Source organism: Paenibacillus sp., from assembly GCF_048976745.1.
Lineage (GTDB): Bacteria > Bacillota > Bacilli > Paenibacillales > Paenibacillaceae > Paenibacillus.
The window spans coordinates 575,077-595,774 of the sequence record NZ_JBHGUU010000024.1 but is presented as its reverse complement, the minus strand read 5'-3'; the positions used below and the strand labels follow the sequence as shown (position 1 = coordinate 595,774).

25 protein-coding genes are annotated in these 20,698 nt (G+C 44.0%); 22 read left to right on the top strand and 3 right to left on the bottom strand.

All coding sequences use genetic code 11. The annotated features are described in order from the left end of the window. Window positions 1-10 precede the first annotated feature (10 nt). From ACE3K2_RS28740 to ACE3K2_RS28730, 3 genes are all read left to right on the top strand, one after another. Entirely contained in the window at window positions 11-883 is an 873-nt protein-coding gene (locus ACE3K2_RS28740) for a carbohydrate ABC transporter permease (RefSeq protein WP_047842119.1), read from the top strand. A 192-nt stretch (window positions 884-1,075) separates the two neighbouring features. Continuing rightward, the gene (locus tag ACE3K2_RS28735) at window positions 1,076-1,732 is read left to right on the top strand and encodes a hypothetical protein (protein WP_421898240.1); all 657 of its coding nucleotides are present in this window, start codon (window positions 1,076-1,078) and stop codon (window positions 1,730-1,732) included. Window positions 1,733-1,839: 107 nt separating this feature from the next. Continuing rightward, window positions 1,840-2,637, top strand: a complete 798-nt coding sequence (locus ACE3K2_RS28730) for a GNAT family N-acetyltransferase (RefSeq protein ID WP_421898237.1) — start codon at window positions 1,840-1,842, stop codon at window positions 2,635-2,637. A 143-nt stretch (window positions 2,638-2,780) separates the two neighbouring features. Here the strand turns inward: ACE3K2_RS28730 and rmuC are convergent, their stop codons facing one another. Then, on the bottom strand, window positions 2,781-4,082 hold the full coding sequence (gene rmuC, locus ACE3K2_RS28725; protein WP_421898234.1) for a DNA recombination protein RmuC: 1,302 nt from the start codon (window positions 4,080-4,082) through the stop codon (window positions 2,781-2,783). 418 nt (window positions 4,083-4,500) lie between these two features. Here rmuC and ACE3K2_RS28720 point away from each other — a divergent pair, with 418 nt between their 5' ends. Beyond that, window positions 4,501-5,142, top strand: a complete 642-nt coding sequence (locus ACE3K2_RS28720; RefSeq protein WP_421898231.1) for a FusB/FusC family EF-G-binding protein — start codon at window positions 4,501-4,503, stop codon at window positions 5,140-5,142. Between the two features lie 102 nt (window positions 5,143-5,244). On the opposite strand, the gene ACE3K2_RS28715 is transcribed toward ACE3K2_RS28720, so the two are convergent. After that, a complete protein-coding gene (locus tag ACE3K2_RS28715) occupies window positions 5,245-5,832 on the bottom strand; it encodes an NAD(P)H oxidoreductase (protein ID WP_421898228.1) in 588 nt (195 codons plus the stop codon). Between the two features lie 246 nt (window positions 5,833-6,078). Here ACE3K2_RS28715 and ACE3K2_RS28710 point away from each other — a divergent pair, with 246 nt between their 5' ends. The 14 genes from ACE3K2_RS28710 to ACE3K2_RS28645 all read left to right on the top strand — a co-directional run bounded on the left by ACE3K2_RS28710 (window position 6,079) and on the right by ACE3K2_RS28645 (window position 15,307). Further along, window positions 6,079-6,477: a winged helix-turn-helix transcriptional regulator gene (locus ACE3K2_RS28710; protein WP_421898225.1), complete on the top strand. Its 399-nt coding sequence runs from the start codon at window positions 6,079-6,081 to the stop codon at window positions 6,475-6,477. Then, complete coding sequence (locus tag ACE3K2_RS28705) at window positions 6,474-6,968, top strand: NUDIX hydrolase (RefSeq protein WP_421898222.1); 495 nt, start codon at window positions 6,474-6,476, stop codon at window positions 6,966-6,968. Before ACE3K2_RS28710 ends, ACE3K2_RS28705 begins: the two co-directional genes overlap by 4 nt. Before the next feature lie 3 nt (window positions 6,969-6,971). After that, window positions 6,972-7,418 (top strand): hypothetical protein, encoded by a 447-nt coding sequence (locus ACE3K2_RS28700; RefSeq protein ID WP_421898219.1) that lies wholly within the window; start codon window positions 6,972-6,974, stop codon window positions 7,416-7,418. Window positions 7,419-7,477: 59 nt separating this feature from the next. Continuing rightward, on the top strand, window positions 7,478-7,993 hold the full coding sequence (locus tag ACE3K2_RS28695) for a hypothetical protein (protein ID WP_421898216.1): 516 nt from the start codon (window positions 7,478-7,480) through the stop codon (window positions 7,991-7,993). A 28-nt stretch (window positions 7,994-8,021) separates the two neighbouring features. Continuing rightward, window positions 8,022-8,822, top strand: a complete 801-nt coding sequence (locus ACE3K2_RS28690) for a DUF4085 family protein (protein WP_421898213.1) — start codon at window positions 8,022-8,024, stop codon at window positions 8,820-8,822. A 19-nt stretch (window positions 8,823-8,841) separates the two neighbouring features. Continuing rightward, a complete protein-coding gene (locus ACE3K2_RS28685) occupies window positions 8,842-9,129 on the top strand; it encodes a hypothetical protein (protein WP_421898210.1) in 288 nt (95 codons plus the stop codon). A gap of 300 nt (window positions 9,130-9,429) precedes the next feature. Then, window positions 9,430-9,975: an HAD-IIIA family hydrolase gene (locus ACE3K2_RS28680; protein WP_421898207.1), complete on the top strand. Its 546-nt coding sequence runs from the start codon at window positions 9,430-9,432 to the stop codon at window positions 9,973-9,975. A 60-nt stretch (window positions 9,976-10,035) separates the two neighbouring features. Continuing rightward, complete coding sequence (locus ACE3K2_RS28675; RefSeq protein ID WP_421898204.1) at window positions 10,036-10,899, top strand: phosphotransferase; 864 nt, start codon at window positions 10,036-10,038, stop codon at window positions 10,897-10,899. A gap of 339 nt (window positions 10,900-11,238) precedes the next feature. Then, window positions 11,239-11,661 (top strand): MerR family transcriptional regulator, encoded by a 423-nt coding sequence (locus tag ACE3K2_RS28670; protein ID WP_421898201.1) that lies wholly within the window; start codon window positions 11,239-11,241, stop codon window positions 11,659-11,661. Window positions 11,662-11,680: 19 nt separating this feature from the next. Continuing rightward, a complete protein-coding gene (locus ACE3K2_RS28665; protein ID WP_421898198.1) occupies window positions 11,681-12,652 on the top strand; it encodes an aldo/keto reductase in 972 nt (323 codons plus the stop codon). A gap of 269 nt (window positions 12,653-12,921) precedes the next feature. Further along, entirely contained in the window at window positions 12,922-13,305 is a 384-nt protein-coding gene (locus ACE3K2_RS28660) for a hypothetical protein (RefSeq protein ID WP_421898195.1), read from the top strand. A gap of 132 nt (window positions 13,306-13,437) precedes the next feature. Next, window positions 13,438-14,475, top strand: coding sequence for a hypothetical protein (locus ACE3K2_RS28655; protein ID WP_421898192.1), 1,038 nt, complete (start codon window positions 13,438-13,440; stop codon window positions 14,473-14,475). 37 nt (window positions 14,476-14,512) lie between these two features. Continuing rightward, complete coding sequence (locus ACE3K2_RS28650; protein WP_421898189.1) at window positions 14,513-14,947, top strand: hypothetical protein; 435 nt, start codon at window positions 14,513-14,515, stop codon at window positions 14,945-14,947. A gap of 63 nt (window positions 14,948-15,010) precedes the next feature. Further along, window positions 15,011-15,307 (top strand): SHOCT domain-containing protein, encoded by a 297-nt coding sequence (locus ACE3K2_RS28645; protein ID WP_421898186.1) that lies wholly within the window; start codon window positions 15,011-15,013, stop codon window positions 15,305-15,307. Window positions 15,308-15,453: 146 nt separating this feature from the next. Here the strand turns inward: ACE3K2_RS28645 and ACE3K2_RS28640 are convergent, their stop codons facing one another. Continuing rightward, entirely contained in the window at window positions 15,454-16,437 is a 984-nt protein-coding gene (locus ACE3K2_RS28640) for a cation diffusion facilitator family transporter (protein ID WP_421898183.1), read from the bottom strand. Between the two features lie 290 nt (window positions 16,438-16,727). Between ACE3K2_RS28640 and ACE3K2_RS28635 the strand changes: the two genes are divergently transcribed. The 4 genes from ACE3K2_RS28635 (at window position 16,728) to ACE3K2_RS28620 (ending at window position 20,650) form a co-directional block, all read left to right on the top strand. Continuing rightward, window positions 16,728-17,405 (top strand): response regulator transcription factor, encoded by a 678-nt coding sequence (locus tag ACE3K2_RS28635; RefSeq protein ID WP_421898180.1) that lies wholly within the window; start codon window positions 16,728-16,730, stop codon window positions 17,403-17,405. Continuing rightward, the gene (locus ACE3K2_RS28630; RefSeq protein ID WP_421898177.1) at window positions 17,402-18,778 is read left to right on the top strand and encodes a sensor histidine kinase; all 1,377 of its coding nucleotides are present in this window, start codon (window positions 17,402-17,404) and stop codon (window positions 18,776-18,778) included. The genes ACE3K2_RS28635 and ACE3K2_RS28630 overlap by 4 nt, the downstream gene beginning before the upstream one ends. Window positions 18,779-18,845: 67 nt before the next feature. Beyond that, window positions 18,846-19,976 carry an ABC transporter permease gene (locus tag ACE3K2_RS28625; protein ID WP_421898174.1) on the top strand — a complete coding sequence of 377 codons (1,131 nt, stop codon included), beginning with the start codon at window positions 18,846-18,848 and terminating at the stop codon, window positions 19,974-19,976. Next, complete coding sequence (locus ACE3K2_RS28620; RefSeq protein WP_421898171.1) at window positions 19,973-20,650, top strand: ABC transporter ATP-binding protein; 678 nt, start codon at window positions 19,973-19,975, stop codon at window positions 20,648-20,650. The genes ACE3K2_RS28625 and ACE3K2_RS28620 overlap by 4 nt, the downstream gene beginning before the upstream one ends. The last annotated feature ends 48 nt before the right edge of the window (window positions 20,651-20,698 follow it).

Below are 20,698 nucleotides of genomic sequence, written 5' to 3'. Positions count from 1 at the left end.
GGACGAACGAATGTACCATAAAACGATGCCTTACCGCATATTCAGCATATTCAACAATGTGTTCCTGACCATCCTTTCACTGCTCTGCTTGCTGCCTTTGTATCACTTGCTCATGGTATCCCTTAGCGCATCTGCACCTGCGAATGCTGGTCTCGTCACGTTCTGGCCGATTGGATTTACACTGGAGGCATATGCAAAAACATTTGCCAATACCAACTTCCTCTCCTCCTTATGGGTATCCGTGGAGCGGACAGTACTGGGGACAGGACTTGCGTTAATCGTGAATACGCTCGCAGCCTATGCACTTTCCAAGGAGACGCGAGTGTTCCGCGCACGTAACATCTATCTATGGTATTTTGTCATCACGATGCTGTTCAGCGGTGGCCTCATTCCGGGATATATCCTGATTCTGAAGCTGGGGCTGATGAACACATTGCTGGCCTTGATTTTGCCGGGATTGGTTGCGGTGTTCAACATCATTCTGCTGCTCAATTTTTTCCGTACCGTTCCGAAGGATCTGGAGGAAGCTGCATTTATCGATGGCGCAGGTCACTTGCAGACGTTTATCAAAATCTATCTGCCTGTCTCCGTACCTGTTATTGCAACGGTTTCTCTCTTCATGATGGTGGGGCATTGGAACGCATACTTTGACGGGATTATCTACATCCGTGATGCAGAAAAACTGCCACTCGCGACATTCATGCAGACGATCATTGTGCAGGCCGACATGTCGAAGCTTGATCCAGAAGCGGTGAAGAACCTGTCCCAACGGACGATTCGTGCTTCGCAGATCTTTATCAGCGCACTGCCGATTCTGCTTGTGTATCCGTTCCTGCAACGGTACTTTGTAACCGGGATCGTGGTTGGTGCTGTTAAGGAGTAGTCGAATGTAGGGTTAGAATAGGGTTTGGAAAAGGAGTCACTGAACTGGGGAAGGCCAGGGAGGTGGCTTCTTTTTTTTGTGTGGAAAAGAATGTTGCGTTTATGTAGTGTATTACCTTTATTTGAATTAAATGGTATGATAAAAAGTAAATGCAAGTATATCCTGATTAATTCTATTGAGGAGTTGTACATAGTGAAAAAGATGATGATGTTTACAGTTGTTGTAACGTTATTAAGCTGCTCCATGGCTCATACCGTTTCAAGTGCACCTAAGAAAATCAACGTGATTTTTAATGAAAAGGAACTCCAAACAAAGGCAGGAGCCGAAGCGAAAATGATAGACGGCCGAGTATATATCCCGGCTAATATTCTTCGAGGTGCGAGATTCTCGGTAGAGTATAAAAACTCAACGCTTCATTTGGTTAATAGCTATTTTCTGTACACCAGAAATTTGATGGAGATGCATGTGTTTAATCATGTCTTTACAACTCGATTCAACAAGATTGATCAGGAAATAGTCAATATTTTGGGCAATGTGCTGCTGGAAGAGCCGGTAGATTTCTCGAAATTACACGAGTTCATAGCGGAAGCTGAATCAAATGCGGGAATCCGACCGGAGAACTTTACTCCCGTGCTAGACTATAACTCCTTTGATTTTGGATCTGCGAGACGAAGTGTAGAAGCATACAAAAAAGCAAGTCGAGAGTTACTCGCTTATGTCGATACTGGAGACAAAGAGAGGTTGAAGTCGTTTAACGAAGAAAGAAAACAGGCACTTGAGTACTACGATTCTTACACCAATGTGTATGATCTTATTTTTAAAGCGAGTTTTACGAGTGCAGTGAGATAGGAACAGGGGAGAATTCGAAATAGTCGTTAAAAAGAATAACCTGGGATAATTTATTCATATAGTATAGGTATCGTCTGCGTACATCACGGAGGAGAAGGGGACAAGGTATGAGGGAAATTGCGATGGATCAGTATCACACGGTGTTGCCTTTACTGGATTCAATCCAGAATAAAGCGGTCTACGCACTTTCTGTGATCCAACATATACAGCAGGGTAGTGTATTCGTTAATGAAGGGAAGAGTATCAACTCTGTATTTATTACGAGCAGTGGAGGTTTTTACTGTCTGGCTGGGGATGAAGAGGACGATTTGTTTATTGCAGATGTAGTTGGGTTTATGAATAATGAATCTAATCATCATAATTTTTTTGCTTTAGGTGTCTTCACAGCTGATTGGGAGAAGAAGATTGATGCCTATCTTATCAAGCACTCCCGAAAAATATCCCGTACATATTATTCTTTTCACCAAGAGAGATTTGTGGAATCTTATGTTATGTCAGATAGCATGGTGCAGAAGCCATTTAAGTATTACCCACTCGAGGTTGACATAGCAACAACATACAGAGAAAAGTTTTACCCTTACTATCAACTGGTTTGGCCATCAGCCGAGCGGTTCTGTACATCTGGAATCGGACATTTTATCATGATGGAAGACGAACTTATCAGTGTCTGTACGTCCCCTTATGTGGGCGGAGGTTATGCAGAGATCGTTATTATCACTATTGATGAGTTCAGACGGCAGGGACTAGCGTGTGCTTTGGGTGTGCTTTTTATTAATGACTGCCTAGCCCAAAATCTCATTCCCAACTGGAGTTGTCATACGGACAATGTGGCATGTAACGAGTTGGCTCACAAATTCGGATTTGAAAAGATAGGGGAACATCCGATGTACTGGTATACTACATGACAGTTACTGATGTATCCCTTCCTGCAACAGTACGTTGTTATGGGCATTGTGGCTGTGCTGATTAAGGACTGGAAGTGAGTAGTAAAAAGGCGATGCTATCCCTTATGATGGGAAACATCGCCCTATCTTAATGTTTAAGTACCTTATTCAATGACAGCTTCCAAAAGATTTTGAGAAGACTCTTCGCCAGGAAGTTCTTGAACTTTTCTTAACTTACGTTCAATAGCTCTGGTCCGAACTGAAGCTTGATCAATATGGTTACTTGCCTCTTGTAATTTTTTTTGCGTTTTATCAAGAATGTCGCCAAATTTCCCGAACTCTGTTTTAACACCACTAAGTACCTGCCAGACTTCACTAGAACGTGTTTGGATAGCAAGAGTTTGGAAGCCTAACTGTAGACTGTTCAGAACAGCAGTCAACGTAGTAGGACCTGCAATAACGACTCGGTATTCTCTTTGAATGCTTTCCCAAAGTCCAGGTTTACGTAAAACTTCGGCAAAGAGTCCTTCAATAGGCAAAAACATAATGGCAAAATCAGTCGTGTTCGGTGGATCAATGTATTTATCTCGAATGGACTTGGCTTCATTTTTAATTTTAGTATCCAGAAGTTTGGTGTTTTCGCTGATAGCTTGGCTGTTACCTTCCTCATAAGCATCCAGAAGTCGATGATAATCTTCAAGTGGGAATTTGGAATCGATAGGTAAGTGTATAAAATGATTTTTATTATTCTTGTCAGGAATTTTAACTGCAAACTCTACGCGGTCATTGCTGCCTTTTTTGGTTATTACGTTTTTATTGTATTGTTCTACCGTTAGTGTCTGATCTAATAAATTCTCTAATTGTAGCTCGCCAAGTGTTCCTCGTGTCTTGACATTAGTCAAAACTTTTCTCAAGTCTCCAACTCCATTGGCGAGAGTCTGCATCTCTCCAAGACCTTTATGTACAAGTTCTAATCGTTCACTAACCAGTTTGAAGGAGTCCCCTAATCTTTGTTCTAGAGTTGCATGTAACTTTTCATCGACTGTGGCTCGCATTTGCTCGAGTTTTTGGTTGTTATCTTGCTGCAACTGGACTAACTTCTCTTCAACAGTTCCACGAATACGCTCCAGTTTGGTTTCATTCATTGCGGTCATATCCGACAATCTTCTCGAAAAGCTATCTAGCTGGTTCTTTTGCTGGGAAGCAACTTCTCCAATATTGTTAATTAGTGATTGATTCATGTTTCCTATTGATTTAGCAAGCTCTTCTCGATTCAGTTTAGCTGCTACATTCGCTTCCTGTCGGTTTTGAGTGGCTTGTTCCACAAGCAACCTTCGTATGTCTTCTTTTGTTTTCTCTAACTCCGTTTTAAGTTCGTTTAGGGAATTCCCATTCTGTTTTCTTAAGTAAAGGGCGACTATTCCTAACAAGATGATCACGTTTAAAGCTAAAAGGGCAGCTTGCATACAGTTCTCCTTCTTTCCTTAGATTAACTTGATTGTCTATCCTCCATTATTCTTACATTTTCGTCGATTTTTGTATAAATCCTTCTTTTTTGTTGAAATTAACTCTGAACATAGTGTTTCTGAATTCTAATTATCGAGACATCTAAGAGTGAGTGATAATCACTCTTATTGTAGTCATACACTCAATCCTGTTATAATTCCGATATATCTATCGTATTGGGGGTTATGACGTGGCAATAGGGATAATGCCGGATTGCTCGTTCGCTAGAAAGCCTTACGCAAAGCCTGAATAGGGGCGGACTTTGTGTAGGGCGCGACCAAAATGAGATTGTTGCCCTGGAATCAACATTAACATGGTTCAACCCGCAGGCTTTGCACCTTACTTTATTTTCCTAATAAATATAAGGGGCTGAAAGCCATGCAAACACCATTTATTCACAATCATCAATTCAATTATATTCATAAACAAGCTGATTTCCTGCTCAAAACGCTACGCTCGGTCGTGGATCCCAAAGTATTGGAAACCGTCCGTTATACGGTTGGCACGAATGCGGTAGGCATCTTCACTGAACTGACGCCGGAACAAAAGCAATTGCTGGAGCAGTTATCCACGTATGAGACGACGCATGAGTTGCAGACGTATCTTAACCAGCTGGAAGCATATCTGATTCCGTTTCCACAAGTATCCGCGAAGCAGATTCAGAAGCTGTACCCGAAGGCGAAGAAGCTCAAAATGCCTGATCTCGAATCCATCGATTACGCACGTACAACCTACCTGAGATGGACCGACATTGCAACCAATCGCTTGTTCATTGTTTACCCGCACGAGGGCAAATTCCTCGGTATTGAGGGACGGCTTACAGCCACGAACAAGAAAGGGTACTGCATGTTCTGTCATCGCCATCAGGAGCTCGGATTTTTCAACGTGAAAACCAAGAGTTATACGCCGGACAACATTTCTTCCGTGGCCCAGTACGTATGCATGGATAACACAGCTTGCAACCATAGCATTACCGATACCAGTATGTTGGAGAAGTTCCTTCTCTCGACCGTAAAATAATGCAAGACACACAGACAGGGTCGCTCTTCGGAGCGACCTTTTTGCCGTGTTCAAGCGGAGTTGCGGTGTTAGGCGCCATATTAATGTAGCGCTATAATGCCTTTATAACGTCGAAGGATTGTTGGCATAATTCAGTCCCAAGTGATGTGCATGGTTCAGCAGTACCTCATAATGCTCAGGCTTGGATTCCAACGTTTCATACAAAAACTCGACCCTTGATTGGGACACGCCGCAATAATCGGCAATACCTACATTGAGCAGATTGGCAATTGATTCACCATAGTTACGCTTATGCACCTGTTCTTCCGTCACACCCGAAAGAGCGATCCACAATATCTGCTGATGTGGGAGCTTGTTAGCGCCATACGCAAATCCGTTGTTCATGACACGATCCACATAACCTTTCAACATGGCTGGCAGATGCCACCACCAGAGAGGAAACACAAAAGCGACAGCATCGTGCTTCTTCAATCGCTCCATCTCGGTTTCAACCTCAGGTGAGAACACCTGATTCTCTTGGGTATAGTCTGGTTCATCCATCTCACGAAGAATCGGGTCGAATCCAATTCCATGCAAATCCAATATCTCATAACCGTGACCAGCCTCGGTAAGCCCTTTTGCAAAACGTTCAGCTACCTGGAAGGTCAAGGAATCTTTACGCGGGTGGGATACTACAACGAGTACGTTCATCTTAGCGTTCACTACCTTTCTGGATTACGGTCTTGTAGCCATAAATCAATGGCTGATGCTATTATAAACAGGTATGAAAACATCTGGAAGTACGCACTTTGGCGTTCTATAAGAAGAATAAAGTGCTATAGGAACATTAAAGTACCCTAAATGGCTGCCCCGAAATGGGCTTGAATAATGGAAAAAGAGCAGCAAGAAGATTATGTTTTTACCTTGGATACAGCCTGATTATGGAGGGGTTCAAAAATGACGGAACATGGAGAAACGAGTGCTCCAAAGAAATATAGAGTAGGCGTGGAAGCGGCCTTGGAAGTGATGGGTGGGAAGTGGAAGCCTTTGATTATTTATCACTTGATGACTGGACGTAAACGCACGTCGGAGCTTCGAAGATTGATACCGGACATTACGCAGAAGATGCTGACAACACAGCTCAGAGGTCTGGAAAAAGACGAGATTGTGCAGCGCAAGGTATATTCGGAGGTTCCTCCCAAAGTGGAGTATGAGTTAACGGATTACGGCTGGGGACTCAAGCCTGCCCTGGACCATCTGTGTTACTGGGGAGAAGATCATCTGGACAAAATCCACGGGGATAAGTTTAAAGTGTTGGAGGACTTTGATTCCGAAGAGAAGGGGTCGGGAAGATGAATGGTGCGGAGCACGCGAAACAGGCAGTGCCCTTTCGTTGTGAAGGCGTGGCTGTAGTTCTATTGAAGAAGAGCCACGATCAATACCGCGTACTGATGCTGAAGCGGGCTGGCCGTATGTTGCACAATGAGTGGTGTTATGTGGGTGGCGGGATAGAAAAGGGCGAGAAGGCATGGGAAGCTGCACTCAGAGAAGTTCACGAGGAAACAGGTATTACGAAAGTCCGGTTGTATTCTGCCAATCAATTTGAACAATATTATTCACCGATGGGGGAGTATATCTATACCGCTCCCGTATTCGTAGGGTATGTGGATGAAGGCCAGCCTGTCCTGTTAAATCATGAACATACCGAGTACCAATGGATGACGTTTGACGAAGCCAAGGAAAATGCGGCATTGCCCGGCATTGATGATATTTTGGATTTTGTTGAAAAGCATTTTGCCAAGAAAGCCCCTTCTGAGTGGCTTCGGATACATGGAGAGAATGATTAGGAGGTGGAACTCATTACATACAAGACGATTTATCCAAGAGCATGGTTGAGTCTGCTATGTATGTTGGTCATGGAAGCAATACTCCTCAGGGATGGTATTTACGATGAAAATGGGATTCTGAAGTACCTCCTGCTCGTTATATTGACCTATATTCTCGGTTATATCATTTTTCTGATCTGGCGTTTATTTTTCACTAAACCTACTATTACGCTGGAAAGCGATCATGTGATTTCTACGAGACATCAGCGATATGATGCATCTCAGATTGAGTGTATTTATATGAATTACAGACGGATTGGCATCAAACTCTATGGTAAACGGTTAGTGCCGATCGATCTATGTTTTTATTTTCAACGAGGCCAGGAGTCCGCAGGGGTAGAAGCTGTGCATGAATGGGCGGCGCGAAACGACATAGAAATAAAACACCGATTTTTTCAAACCTTGGCGTAGACCCGTACGTCTGTTGAGTATAAGGAATTGTTAAAGGCTAAAGATTAGGAGGCGAAGTGATGCAAACCATAGAGCAATTTCTAACGAGTGATTGGTATAAACAGGTAACAGCTGAAATCATTCAGCTTAAACCTCAGGTCCAATTTGTCGAGCATGCCAGTTTTGAAGCATCGTTGCTGATGGATTCATTTAAAGAACGTAAATATGTACTGGAGGGTTTGGGCGTCTCTGCTCCAACCGAGGAAGAGTGTATACAGTGGATCATGGAGCAGATGGACGGAGACAAGGACCACATCATTTCCTATGTTCTTGCTCGTTTAACATTCAGTGAACAATTGGAAGATGATCCAGATGGAGAATTTCCTGAAGGTGAGGAGCTTGAGGCAGGAGATCGATCTGAAGTGGTCGAGGTATTAGGTTTTACGAGATCTGTTATCGCTGACACCATCATTGAATATGATATGGTCAAAAACCATCCTAAACAATTAACAGCTTTTTTTAAACGTACACATATTCCAGGTGCAGCTAAATTCTCGTCACAAATTAAAATGCTTTACGCTTCAATCGAAAAGTAAATTCTAAAAATCAGCAGGAGAGATGCCCATGAAATATCGAACGAAAGAATGGTATGAGCTGTGTCAACGAACAGGACTTCAATTTGGGATGAGGGTACATAGCGGAACTTACGAATTAAACGAAGCGCTTTTCCTGCGACGGTATAAAAGAAAAGAAAAAGACTATATAGAGCTTCAGCGTGAGATGTACAATACAGATCCTCGTTTTTTGCTGGAGCAAAATGTTCATGTTTTAATGCCTGCCGAAGAAAGAGAGCGGATCGAGAAATTAATCGCAGATTATGATGTAAGGCCTCCTTTTGACGAGTTGAGCTACAAGCAAGAGTTTAAAAACAATCTGGAATGGGATTGCAAACACCAGAAAGAGCGTTTACCCCAAGAGATCTTTGAACAAATCGCAGATATCCGTGTGTTTACGTTGGGCTACTGTACGAAAGAAGTTATGCTACAGCTGAAGAAACAGAGTGCAGAAAATTGGAGAGAGATGGAGCGTGTATCCAATGAATACAGGGAAGTAATGATTGCACAGGATATCCCCGATGAAATACATAGCCGAGTTCAATTTCATGATTGTACGGTTACGGAATTACTGACAAGAGAGGAAATGGTCATTCGTTTTGATACCCGCGGGGGCTTCACCAATATAAACAAACTAACGCTGGTTGCACCCGAAATTATCAACCAAGACGGTGGGATTGTAGGCACATACTGGCTGTATCAAGAGCTGTACCGGATCGATAACGGATATGAGCTTCATGTTCTATTTGATGGAGAGAATATGCCTGAGCTAATTGTTCGTTGTGCTGACATTCTGGTGGAGGAAGAATGAGAGAGAGCCCAAAAGGAGGATGGAGAGAATAGAGATAGAATGGACCACCAGCACCTTTGGTTATTTATCTACTCCCGTATTTATCGTGGGCGTTGCGTGTTACTTCTTTCCTGATTTTCTATACAAACTATTTGTTCTGATGAGATATCGAGAAATTAAACCGAATCATGAGTTCGAAGATAACCCACCTCATGGTGATATCCCTAAACATATTGAAATAATATTAAAAGTACTAGGCACCATCATGGTGATCCTGGGGTTGATATGGTTTTGGTTTTCAAAAGAGTTTTACAACTTAGTATTTTGACAGCAAGGAGTTGGACACCATTTTCGAATTTATCTGGTTTATAGTGATCTCAATTATAAGTATTATTGTAGTTCTTATCTTTGTGGCAATCATACGGTATGCCGTAGATTCATCCAAAACATCGAAAAAGTTGGATGATGTAATCAAAGAAGTACACTATCTTAAAACTGAAATTAAAAAAACAGCAACACCATAAGCAGCAAGATGATCGCAAACATATTATCGATGAGAAAGTATAGGGAAATAATTTTAGATCAGAGGCGAGAGATACAATAATATGTTCTCAGAAAGGAACAGACCATGATGAAAGCAAATGGGAATGTACAAGCTGTTTTCATAGACAGAGATGGAACCATCGGTGGGACAGGTCATTTTATTCATCCGAGATTATACCCCAATGCTCAAGAAGCCATTATGCGTTTGAAACGAGAAGGGATTATGGTACTGGCTTTTACCAATCAATACCGGATCTCACGTGGAGAGGCAAGTGTTCAGGAGTTTGAAGCGCAATTTCGCGAGTACGGATTCGATCACTCCTATATATGTCCGCATGAGCAAGAATGCAGTTGCCGAAAGCCTAAACCGGGGATGTTATTACAGGCCTCCGAGGAACACGGTCTGGATTTATCCAAATGCATAGTTATTGGAGATGTAGGAGATACAGATATGCTTGCTGCCCATGCCGTAGGAGCGACCAAGATCATGGTGAGAACAGGCTGGGGAGAATCTTCATTAACGAAATTCAGAGACAAATGGACAGAGACCGAACCTGATTATATCGCAGCAGATATTTGGGACGCCGTACAATGGATCATTCATGGAAGGGAATTGAGAAAATATCTTTAGTTCCAATCAAGAAGAGAGAGCTCATTTTGAAAGATAATTCAGCGTGTTGAGGAGAAGCATATGTTAATCAATCCAACGATCGATGAGATCAATGACCTATTCAAGATGCATCATATCAATGAAGAAATATCTGAAATTCAACGTTTGTCAGGTACCACAGCTGGACGTATTTATCGGTTAAGTACGAGTCTGAATAAGCATTATATTCTGAAATCAGATGAACCCGAACAGATTCTCATGACTAAGCAGTTTTTGGACACGTATAAGCATTCTTCGTTATTGCCTGAAGTTTTGTTGACTGATCCAGAGAATTCTTATTTTATTTATACGTATATGGAAGGCACGACCCATTTCAACCGGGGGCAGAAGAAAGACTGGTTAACACGTCTGGTGAAAGAGTTATTCAATACATATGTGCGTTCTACAGATACGAAATCATGGGGTAGAATGGAGTTCCCGCAGAGGACATGGAAAGAATTCAATCAGATTAGCATTCATGAAGCGAAGATGAATATCGGAAGTATGTTAACGACAGATGATTATCATCTGGTTCAATCTAAAGTGGATCGTCTGTTTCTTGAGGAAGAAGAGAAGTTTCTTTTGCATGGCGATACGGGAGTTCATAATTTTGTATACGATCAAAATGAACTCATCGGCGTTATTGATCCCTCTCCAATGGTTGGGCCTATCCTCTATGATTTCTTGTATGCGTTTAGCTCCTCGCCAGATGGCATCAACACCGAAACCTTATTTGCTACAATTGAACTTCTGGAACAAGTGGAAATGGACAAATCCAGATTGATCGAGGAAGTTCTGGTCCATCTGTATTGCCGAATTGGGCTGAGTAACAAGCATCATCCGGCTGATCTGCCTGAGTATTTGAAGGCATGGCAGGAATGGAAACGACTATGTCAGGAAATTTGAACTAGCATCGTTTCTATAGCTATCGCAAATGCCTTGGTTCAGACTAAACAATATCGTATTGGATTAAGGCAAGGTGGCAAGCGCGCCATACGAAGCAGTAGTCAGCATCTCCAGATTCTTTTTCTCCGAATTTCAGCTTTCACCGATCTTTTCAGCAGTTCTCCTCTAATCGTTACTTCCCAGTACTGAAGCGTGTGTGATGTCCTACCTTTGTTAAAAATAGTGATCAGTTAAATTATTTTTAAATTTGTGCTTGCCTTAATGTGAACATGAAGCCTTAGGATGTAAAAGAACCGGCCCAATGCATCCATAAATGAACATAAAGGAGGAGTCAGCAGTATGGCTTTTTCGATAAAAGAAGCTTCCGAGCGGCTGGGTTGTCCTGCACATAAAATTCGTTATTACGAGAAGGAGGGACTGCTCCCTTACATTAAGCGGGATCAACATGGCAATCGGATGTTTGAGGAAGAACATTTGGATTGGATGAGATTGATGTCCTGTTTCCGGGCAACGGGTATGAAGGTATCTACATTGAAACATATGGTTAGTCTGGCGCTGGATGGTGATTCAACGATTCCACAACGGAAAGCGATCCTTTACGAGTACAAAGAGGAGTTACATCGCCGCCAACTTGAAATTGCCGAAGCACTTGCAGCGGTGAATAACAAATTGACGATCTATGAAGACATAGAGTCAGGAAAACTTCCTTCAGAAAGCAAGTTGCTAGACCAAATGGAAAGCATCGGCAAAGACGAATATTAACGAATGGAGAGATGGAGATATGAAGCAAAGAGTACTGGGAAATAGCGATATCGTCGTATCTTCGATTGGATTGGGAATTATGGGCATGTCTCCAGGAATGTACGGGGAAACCAATGATGAGGAGTCAATAAAGACTATCCATCATGCGCTGGGGATTGGCGTTACACTGCTAGATACAGCTGACGTGTACGGTAATGGTCATAATGAAGAACTACTGGGGAAAGCGCTGAAGGGTCGTCGCGATCAAGCTATTATTGCTACAAAATTTGGATATACCCCGAACTATGAGACGTTGAATGGTCATCCAGATTACGTGAAAAAGGCTGTAGAAGCAAGTCTTCGCCGGCTGGACACCGATTATATTGATCTGTACTACCAACACAGGGTAGATCCTCAGATTCCGATTGAGGAAACTGTTGGCGCAATGGCTGAATTGGTTAAAGAGGGGAAAGTTCGCTGCCTTGGGTTGTCGGAAGCATCGGCTTCCACTTTACGCCGGGCACACGCCGTTCATCCGATTGCTGCGTTGCAGAGCGAATATTCCCTGTGGAGCCGGGATATTGAGGACGAGATTCTGCCGACTGCGAGAGAATTGAATATTACACATGTTGCATACAGTCCATTAAGCAGAGGGTTTATCTCAGGTGAAATACGGACATTCGAAGATTTGCATGTTAATGATCTGCGCAGATACATGCCGAGGTTCCAAGGAGAGAATTTTGCCAAAAATATAGAAGTTGTGGATAAAATCAAAGAGATCGCCATGGAGAAGGAGTGTACGCCTGCACAATTGGCTTTAGCTTGGACCATGGCTAATAACGCATTACCGATTCCGGGAACGAAACGAATTAAATATTTGGAGGAAAATGCGAACGCTGCAACGATTGAACTGACACCGGATGACTTAGCTCGCATTGAAAAGGTAAGTCCCCAAAACGAGGTCCATGGAACACGTTATATGAAAGAAATGATGACTCAGCTTAACGGGTAGTTGTTCAGTAAAACATAAATATGGAATACAAAAGAGACTCTCCTTTAGTGAAAGTCTCTTTTTGTATTCATCCCAATCGAGAGACATGAACGGACAGGCTAGGGAGTCGAACAGGAAAAAAAGAAAGTATGATTTAGTGGAATATCCTGTATAATTTAGAGAACTATCATGTTTGCATTTCTGTATAGAATGAAGGATCTACGAGTGGGAATGAAGTATCCCTATTATGAGAGTGATTCTACCGCCACTTTGAATACTGGAGTGTGGTCATGATCTTATTAACGTCAGCAATCGTATTCACTGTTTTGATTCTGATCGTGATTCTCTTTCAGGTTGCTTTGGCGGCAGGTGTGCCGTGGGGCGAGTATGCTATGGGTGGGAAGTTTCCCGGGAAATACCCCATATCCATGCGTTTTGCCTGCATAGTTCAGATCGCGATTTTGGCCTTTATGGGTATCATTGTTCTGAGTAAAGCAGAATTGCTTTGGCCTCAGTGGTCTGTTTTGGCAAGGACAGCGACCTGGTTTATCGTCGCGTATTTAGTAATTGGGACAATACTGAATCTGATCACGAAAAGTGTATGGGAACGAAGAATCTGGGCGCCCGTGACGTTTTTGATGCTGATAACGAGTGTGATTGTTGCCATTTCATAACAACGAAATATACAAAAATAGAGCCCAGACATGTATGCCAAAGGGCTCTATTAATCATTGCCGTTCCTCATTTATACTAATGATAGTTTAACCCTTACATAGAGAAGATCAACGGAGAGGAGCGGTTTTATTATGCCGATCTACTACTACCTTGCAGCAGTTCTATTGGTTGTAACAGCATATTTGATTCGACGTAAGCTCAAGATTTTTCGGCCAGTAGGAAGGCGCAGAAAACAGACGAAAGTTACGTACAGACGAAAAAAAGCACCTTTGAATCTTGGACTTCGAGAAGAAGTCTCTTATCAGCAAACCATTCTTCAATTGGAGAAGAGCTACAATAAGCATTTTGCCAATAAACTCAAAATCCGAATTCAACAGGAATATCCTCATATGAAAACACTGGAGTATCGGTGGAAACTAATAGAGCTTAAGCGATACTTCATTATGGCTTCATTACTTAAGCAGGTGCCTATGTTCAGTGATGAGGTAGATGATTTGTGGCATGAGATGTTGATGTTCACCAAATCTTACGCTGACTTTTGTGCAGAATTAATGGGTTCCACGGTACACCATGAGCCGGCAATCACTCGCCGCGAAACGCCAGGAGCACGTGCATGGTTTGACTGGGTGTACTGTCAATTATTCGAGTTCACTCCCTACAGTGCTGCAATCTGGGGTGATTTTTTCACTTACCCATTATCCAGTGATGTACAGAAGCTGATCGCACACGGAGATCAATCTGAACTGGTAAATGAACTGTTTCATGCAAGACGTATGCAGGAGGATCCTGAAGCTGCTCAGGTGATTACTTACTTGATTGATCAACTACGAAGATCCGCAACTCTAAGTGAAGAAGAGCTATCTTCAGCATCATCCGGAAGTAGCGACGTAGCTCTTGTTATGGCTAGCGCCATGGTATACTACTCCATGCATAACGAGGCGACATATGGGCTACACATGGGCCGGCTGGAGCAGGAAATTCTTCCACAAGAAAAGGCAGCCTATGGTTCCTCGTCAAGCAGTGGTTGCACGAGCAGTTCCAGCTGTTATTCGGATCAATGTACTGACAGTAGTAGTTCCTCAGGAGGATCCGAATCATCGTCGGGATCATCTTCCGACTCTTCTTGCAGCTCATCCAGTTGTTCATCTTGTGGTGGTGGCGGAGATTAATGAAGTTGAGTACTTGGGCTACAGTGAGTCTGCAATCGTGAATGAAATAGTCACTAGACAAATGGAGATTGCCGGAAAGGAACAACACATGCGAAGCAACAAATTCACACCGTATTTAAGTTTTATAGGATTTGTTTTAGTCATTCTGACTTTGAGTGTGAATGTAAGCTTTAAGCTAGGAATTGAGAAAGGTTTGGATGAAGGTTCCCTTATGCTGCTGTCAGTTGCTAATGCAGTGTTACTGGTATATCCATTGGCATGGGGAATATTTGCTATACTTGAGTTCTACATGTTATGGAAAGAAAAACAAAAGATGAAGTCCAAGCTGGAACGCGGAAAAATGAACAAAGAAGATTTCTTGGATCAGATCAAGAAAGTTAAGACCAGTTTGGGAATCAACATCAGTTATATTGTCATCCTGTTATTCCAGCTTGGATACGTCATCATAAACTGGGACGAGGTTAATGTTTAGTCTTCTGACCGACCTTTCCTTAATTCTGAAAAAAACATACATAACATTTAGGAGGAATAATCATTGAAAGCATTATCGATCGTCAGTCTTATTGGGTTCGTACTCAATTTTTTGTTAATGGTCGTTTTTTTAGATGGTTCGCAAGATGGTGCGGAAGTAGCGGCAGGTTTGGGACTTCTCGGTGTCCTATATGGTCTGCTTTTCTCAATTCTAGCCCTAGTCATTTCTAGCAAGAGAAAAAAGGCCCCTGTGAATGTTCATGAGCAGCTGCTACAGTTGGGTGAATTAAAAGAGAAAAATATCATATCAGAGTATGAATTCGATCAAAAGAAAGAGAAGTTACTCTCCAGATACAAGTAGTCCAAAGCCCGCTGCGATAAGGTAAAGGCTATTCATTTTCTACTCATACCAAAAAGCTGAACTTAGGCAAACAAAAACAGGGCGTTCCCTTCACCGGGGAATCTGCCCTGTTTTCATTTAGAAACAACTAATATTTATTACCCATCTCAATGGTGATGATGTGCATGTGCATCGGGTGCGTCGCCTTTGACGGTACATAGTACCGAGGTGTCATGCAGATGTTTCTCGGACTCCACTTGAAGTGTTACATGTTTGATCTCTTTATGCTCCAGCATATGTTCAATCTTCTGAACCAGGATCTCGGATGCATAGACATCGATCGTTCCATCTACGACGATATGTGCCGTCAGCGCATTCAGGTTACTGGTGATGGACCAGACGTGAACATCGTGTACGCCTTTGACGCCATCGACTTGTTTAATGGTCTGCACCAGGTCATTCACATCCACATTGGCCGGCGTGCCTTCCATCAAGATATGCAGAGATGATTTGGTGACATAGAACCCACTACGCAATACCAGTGCTGCGACAATCACACTTGCCAGTGGATCGGCCCAACCCCAGCCAAAGAACATCATGAGCAGTGCAGCCGCAATGGCCCCAATCGATCCCAACATGTCGCTGATGACATGCAGATAAGCACCGCGCATATTCAGATTATTCTCCGTATCACTACCACGCATCATGATCCAAGCCACCAGAATATTGACGAGCAGTCCAATGACGCTGATGATTAACATGCCTACAGTTGCGACTTCTGGCGGGTTGATGAAACGGCCAATGGCTTCGTAGAAAATGTAGAGCGCAATGGCGATTAACGTGACTCCGTTCAACGTAGCGGCCAAAATTTCAAATCTTCTGTAGCCGTACGTTTTACCCGTATTCACTGCTTTTTCACCAAACGTAAACGCCAGTAAAGCAATCCCGAGCGCAATGGAATCGGACAGCATGTGTCCAGCATCCGAGATGAGTGCGAGACTGTTGGTGACAAATCCTCCAATGGCTTCAACGATCATATAGACGGTAATAATGATGAAGGAAAACAGCAGTACTTTCTTGTTATTGGTGGTGTGAGCGTGGTTATGTCCATGATCGTGCCCATGGCTATGATTATGTTGATGTCCTGACATATAAATCCTCTCCTTTGGAGCGAAGCTCCGTTATGTAATATGATTTCTAGTGGGGCTATAAATGAATCTTTAGCAATGGTTATTTGCTAACAAATGAATATATGAGCGTTTGTTCATATGTTATGGTTTTATTATAGTTGCGCTTCATAGTAGTGTCAACCAGATTTAAGGAAATGTAAACATACCAAGGTATCTCCTTGCATGTGCTGGCGAATGAGATTGCTTTTATGCTACCATCTGTGCAGGATCAAAGTGAGATGTACTCGCTACATAGAAGGGCGGACAACCATATGAAACATCTGCTGCTGGCAGACGATGATGCGAATATTCGAGCACTCCTCCGGCATGTCATGAGCAAGGAAGGCTATCGGGTTCATGAAGCGCAGGATGGACTGGAAGCGGTCAAATTGATGCAAGAAACGCCGATCGATCTGGCGATCCTTGATGTCATGATGCCTGGCATGGACGGACTGGAGTTATGTGATTACATTCGGCAGCATTACGACATACCAATTATGTTGCTGACGGCACGAGATCAGCTATCCGACAAGCGAGACGGTTATTTGAAAGGAACGGATGAATATGTCACCAAACCGTTTGAACCGGAGGAATTAGTTTATCGGGTAAAGGCATTATTTCGCCGCTACCATCGCACATCCAGCGATATCATCCGCATGAATCGAATCGTCATTGATCGTAACAACGTGGAGGTTACGGACGGGCAATCCATTCTTTTTTTGCCCATGAAAGAATTTGAATTACTCTCACAGCTTGCCCAGTTTCCAGGGCGTTTGTTCTCTCGGGATGAACTCATTCGACTTGTTTGGGGAGCAGATTACGAAGGGGATGACCGTACTGTTGATGTACATATCAAGCGGCTACGTGATCGGTTCGCCGATTATACGGATGATTTCGTCATCCAAACGGTCCGGGGCATTGGTTACAAGATGGAGGTGAAAGCACCTTGAGGACCTTGTACGTTCGGGTATTCCTCATTACGGTTGCGGTGATTGTGGTCAGCGGCATGCTCGGTTTTCTTTTGTCGAATATCTACTATCATGCTAAGCTCAAGGATTTCAATGATGAGAAGCTGGTGGGCATTGCAACGCAAATGAAGCAATTTGTGGAGCAGCAGCCCGGGACCATGGAGCAGTATTTGAACAATGCCGCCGATCTTGGATACGAAATCTATGTGACGGATGGAAAAGGCAACGACCAATTCTACGGCCGCGAATTTCGAGAGAAAGATCTGGACAAGCAAGCGGTAGATTTGGTGCTGCGGGGTGAGGTATACCATGGTGTCGCCCAGTTTCCAAGCAAACCGTTCATCACTGGGTTCTTCGATAATCAATTAAGCAATACTGTGGGTGTTCACCTACAGTTGGACAATGCGAATTACGCTCTCTTTATGCGTCCGGATGTAATTCTGCAATTCGGTGAGCTGCGAATCTTTTTTGCGCTGATTGGGGCATTTACGGTGGGCATTAGTATTCTCATCTTTCTGATCAGTACCCGCTATCTGGTTCATCCGATTGAACGTCTGTCCGAGGCGACCAAGCGTATTGCACAAGGAAAATATAATCTGAAATTGCCCGCCGCACGGCGTGACGAGATCGGACAATTAGCCCAGCATTTCATGACCATGAGTCGTGAATTGGAGAGGGTCGATCAGGCGCGGCAGCAGTTTGTATCCAACGTATCCCATGAGATTCAATCACCGCTGACCTCGATCCAGGGTTTTGCCCAGTTAGTTGCGGATCGGGATCTGCCTGAACAGGAGCGGGAGCACTATGCATCGATCATTGAGGAGGAGAGCCGTCATCTCTCCTTGCTCAGTAAACAACTGCTGCTCCTGTCCTCCCTTGAACAAGGCAACGAGGATCTGAGCAAAGTAAAGTTCTCTTTGCGAGATCAATTCCGGCAAGCGGTTCAGGTGTTACAATGGCAACTCGAGGAAAAAGAACTGCTGCTTCGGATCTCGGTGCCCGAATCCATTCAGCTCGTCGGCAATGAAGTGCTGCTCATGCAGGTGTGGATGAATCTGCTGGGTAATGCGGTGAATCATCTGCCACAGGGAAGAAGCATTGAGATTCATGCCGAGCAGATAGATAACCAGTGTGTCATTCAGATTCGGGATACAGGAGACGGGATTGCTGCGGAACATTTGCCTTTCCTGTTCGATCGATTTTATCGGGTGGACCGTGCGCGGGAACGTTCTTCCGGACGAACCGGGCTTGGACTTGCCATTGTTCAGAAAATTATTCGAATTCATGACGGTACAATCGAGGTTGCCAGTTCGCCTGAGGGTACGGTCTTCACCGTGACACTTCCGCAGATGTAATCTGTTATTCATTTTCCGTTCATTTTCGCCTCCTATACTTGGGTTATCAAGAGGGAGGTCACACAACATGTACTTGGCTATTCGGGAAATGAGGTATGCCAAAGGGCGGTATGCCTTAATTGCTACAATCATGGTGCTGGTTTCATTTCTGGTACTGTTTGTTACAGGTCTTGCACAGGGGCTGGCGTATGATAACGCAGCTTCGGTCAAAAATATGGCAGCATCCCATTTTGTGCTGGAACAGGATTCGAATCATCGGTTTACCCGGTCACAAGTGGATCAGGATCAACTTAATCAAGCTCGCTCCGTAGTGGGGCAAGAGAACGCTGAGCCGCTCGGTGTGAAAATGACAACCGTTAGTCCAACAGGCGACACGAAAAAGATTGATGTCACGCTGTTCATGGTGAACCCGGAAGGTTGGCTTGCTCCAACGGTTACCGAAGGGTCTCCGATTACGGATCAGACCAAAGGGCAAGTTGTGGTTGATCATAAGTTGTCTGAATCTGGTGTCACGATTGGCACGGTTCTCGTCGATCAAGCTTCGGGAATGGAGTGGACCGTTGGTGGATTTGTACAAAATGAGTCCTTCAGTCACTCCCCGGTAGTGTTCCTGAATGAACAGGAATGGCTTGCGCTTCAAGGAGGTTCACGAACTTCACAAGGTTCAGCTGACACCAACGCCAATGCTCCAATGTACAATGCCATTGCGATCAAGGGTGAAGGCGAGCAGGTAGATAGTCTGAGTGCTGCAATGCCTAATACGGAAATCATCACGAAGTCGGATGCCGTATCGGCGATTCCTGGATATAAGGAAGAGCAGGGATCGTTGCTCATGATGATCGCTTTTCTATATGTCATCTCGGCGTTTGTGCTTGCGGTATTTTTCTATGTCATCACGATTCAGAAAACGAGTCAGTTCGGCATATTGAAAGCGATCGGAACGCGGAATGGTTATCTGGCGGGCAGTGTTTCTTTACAAGTCTTGGTCCTGTCCGTAGGTAGTCTAGTGATGAGCGTACTATTGGTTCGACTGTTTGAGTCCATTTTGCCAGCATCGATGCCGTTTCAATTAGGTTTATCCACCCTCGCCTTGACCTGTGTATTATTCATCCTCATGTCTGTGGCGGGTTCGTTATTCTCGGTGTGGAAGGTTACCAAAATTGATGCACTTGATGCGATTGGGAGGACTGCAGCATGAGAAACCGATTGGTATTGCAGGGAATTACACAGACTTTTGAAGATGGTGGCAGCAAACGCACGATTCTGGACAAGCTGGATCTTGAGGTAGCCGTAGGGGAACTCGTGGCTGTGATGGGGCCATCCGGCTCGGGCAAAAGTACATTCCTGTCCATTGCTGGCGCACTGCTCGAACCAACGGAAGGACAGGTTCTACTGGATGGAGCCTCTATCATGGGCAAAAGCAAACAGGATATATCCGATATGCGACTACAGCAACTCGGGTTTATATTTCAAAGTGCCAACCTCATTCCTTATCTGAAAGTGGAAGAACAACTCATGGTCGTTGCAAAGCTCGCCGGAACGGAGAAAAGCAAAGCGGAGAAAAGAGTGAATTCTCTACTTGAAACGGTAGGCTTGACTCATCGGAGGAAGGCGTATGCGGAGAAGCTGTCCGGCGGGGAACGTCAACGGGTCGCCATTGCACGGGCCTTGATGAACGATCCGGCTGTTCTGCTCGCGGATGAACCCACAGCCAGCCTGGACGCGGAGCGTGGGCTGGATATTGTCGGCATGATTGCACGGCTCGTAAAGGAGCAGGGAAAGAGTGCCGTGATGGTTACGCATGATGAGCGAATTTTGCCGCTCTGTAGCCGGGTTCTTTTTTTGGAAAAGGGAAAGCTGGTGCAGCATTAGAAGGAGCATGGTCTGAGAGTCTGGGGACAATATTGATCCAAGGCTAAA

Excerpts from the sequence above, each read along its gene's own strand:
- ACE3K2_RS28740 (WP_047842119.1), top strand. The coding sequence starts at position 11 with ATGTACCATAAAACGATGCCTTACCGCATATTCAGCATATTCAACAAT.
- ACE3K2_RS28730 (WP_421898237.1), top strand. The coding sequence starts at position 1,840 with ATGAGGGAAATTGCGATGGATCAGTATCACACGGTGTTGCCTTTACTG.
- rmuC (WP_421898234.1), bottom strand. The coding sequence starts at position 4,082 with ATGCAAGCTGCCCTTTTAGCTTTAAACGTGATCATCTTGTTAGGAATA.
- ACE3K2_RS28720 (WP_421898231.1), top strand. The coding sequence starts at position 4,501 with ATGCAAACACCATTTATTCACAATCATCAATTCAATTATATTCATAAA.
- ACE3K2_RS28715 (WP_421898228.1), bottom strand. The coding sequence starts at position 5,832 with ATGAACGTACTCGTTGTAGTATCCCACCCGCGTAAAGATTCCTTGACC.
- ACE3K2_RS28710 (WP_421898225.1), top strand. The coding sequence starts at position 6,079 with ATGACGGAACATGGAGAAACGAGTGCTCCAAAGAAATATAGAGTAGGC.
- ACE3K2_RS28705 (WP_421898222.1), top strand. The coding sequence starts at position 6,474 with ATGAATGGTGCGGAGCACGCGAAACAGGCAGTGCCCTTTCGTTGTGAA.
- ACE3K2_RS28695 (WP_421898216.1), top strand. The coding sequence starts at position 7,478 with ATGCAAACCATAGAGCAATTTCTAACGAGTGATTGGTATAAACAGGTA.
- ACE3K2_RS28690 (WP_421898213.1), top strand. The coding sequence starts at position 8,022 with ATGAAATATCGAACGAAAGAATGGTATGAGCTGTGTCAACGAACAGGA.
- ACE3K2_RS28685 (WP_421898210.1), top strand. The coding sequence starts at position 8,842 with ATGGAGAGAATAGAGATAGAATGGACCACCAGCACCTTTGGTTATTTA.
- ACE3K2_RS28680 (WP_421898207.1), top strand. The coding sequence starts at position 9,430 with ATGATGAAAGCAAATGGGAATGTACAAGCTGTTTTCATAGACAGAGAT.
- ACE3K2_RS28675 (WP_421898204.1), top strand. The coding sequence starts at position 10,036 with ATGTTAATCAATCCAACGATCGATGAGATCAATGACCTATTCAAGATG.
- ACE3K2_RS28670 (WP_421898201.1), top strand. The coding sequence starts at position 11,239 with ATGGCTTTTTCGATAAAAGAAGCTTCCGAGCGGCTGGGTTGTCCTGCA.
- ACE3K2_RS28665 (WP_421898198.1), top strand. The coding sequence starts at position 11,681 with ATGAAGCAAAGAGTACTGGGAAATAGCGATATCGTCGTATCTTCGATT.
- ACE3K2_RS28660 (WP_421898195.1), top strand. The coding sequence starts at position 12,922 with ATGATCTTATTAACGTCAGCAATCGTATTCACTGTTTTGATTCTGATC.
- ACE3K2_RS28655 (WP_421898192.1), top strand. The coding sequence starts at position 13,438 with ATGCCGATCTACTACTACCTTGCAGCAGTTCTATTGGTTGTAACAGCA.
- ACE3K2_RS28640 (WP_421898183.1), bottom strand. The coding sequence starts at position 16,437 with ATGTCAGGACATCAACATAATCATAGCCATGGGCACGATCATGGACAT.
- ACE3K2_RS28635 (WP_421898180.1), top strand. The coding sequence starts at position 16,728 with ATGAAACATCTGCTGCTGGCAGACGATGATGCGAATATTCGAGCACTC.
- ACE3K2_RS28625 (WP_421898174.1), top strand. The coding sequence starts at position 18,846 with ATGTACTTGGCTATTCGGGAAATGAGGTATGCCAAAGGGCGGTATGCC.
- ACE3K2_RS28620 (WP_421898171.1), top strand. The coding sequence starts at position 19,973 with ATGAGAAACCGATTGGTATTGCAGGGAATTACACAGACTTTTGAAGAT.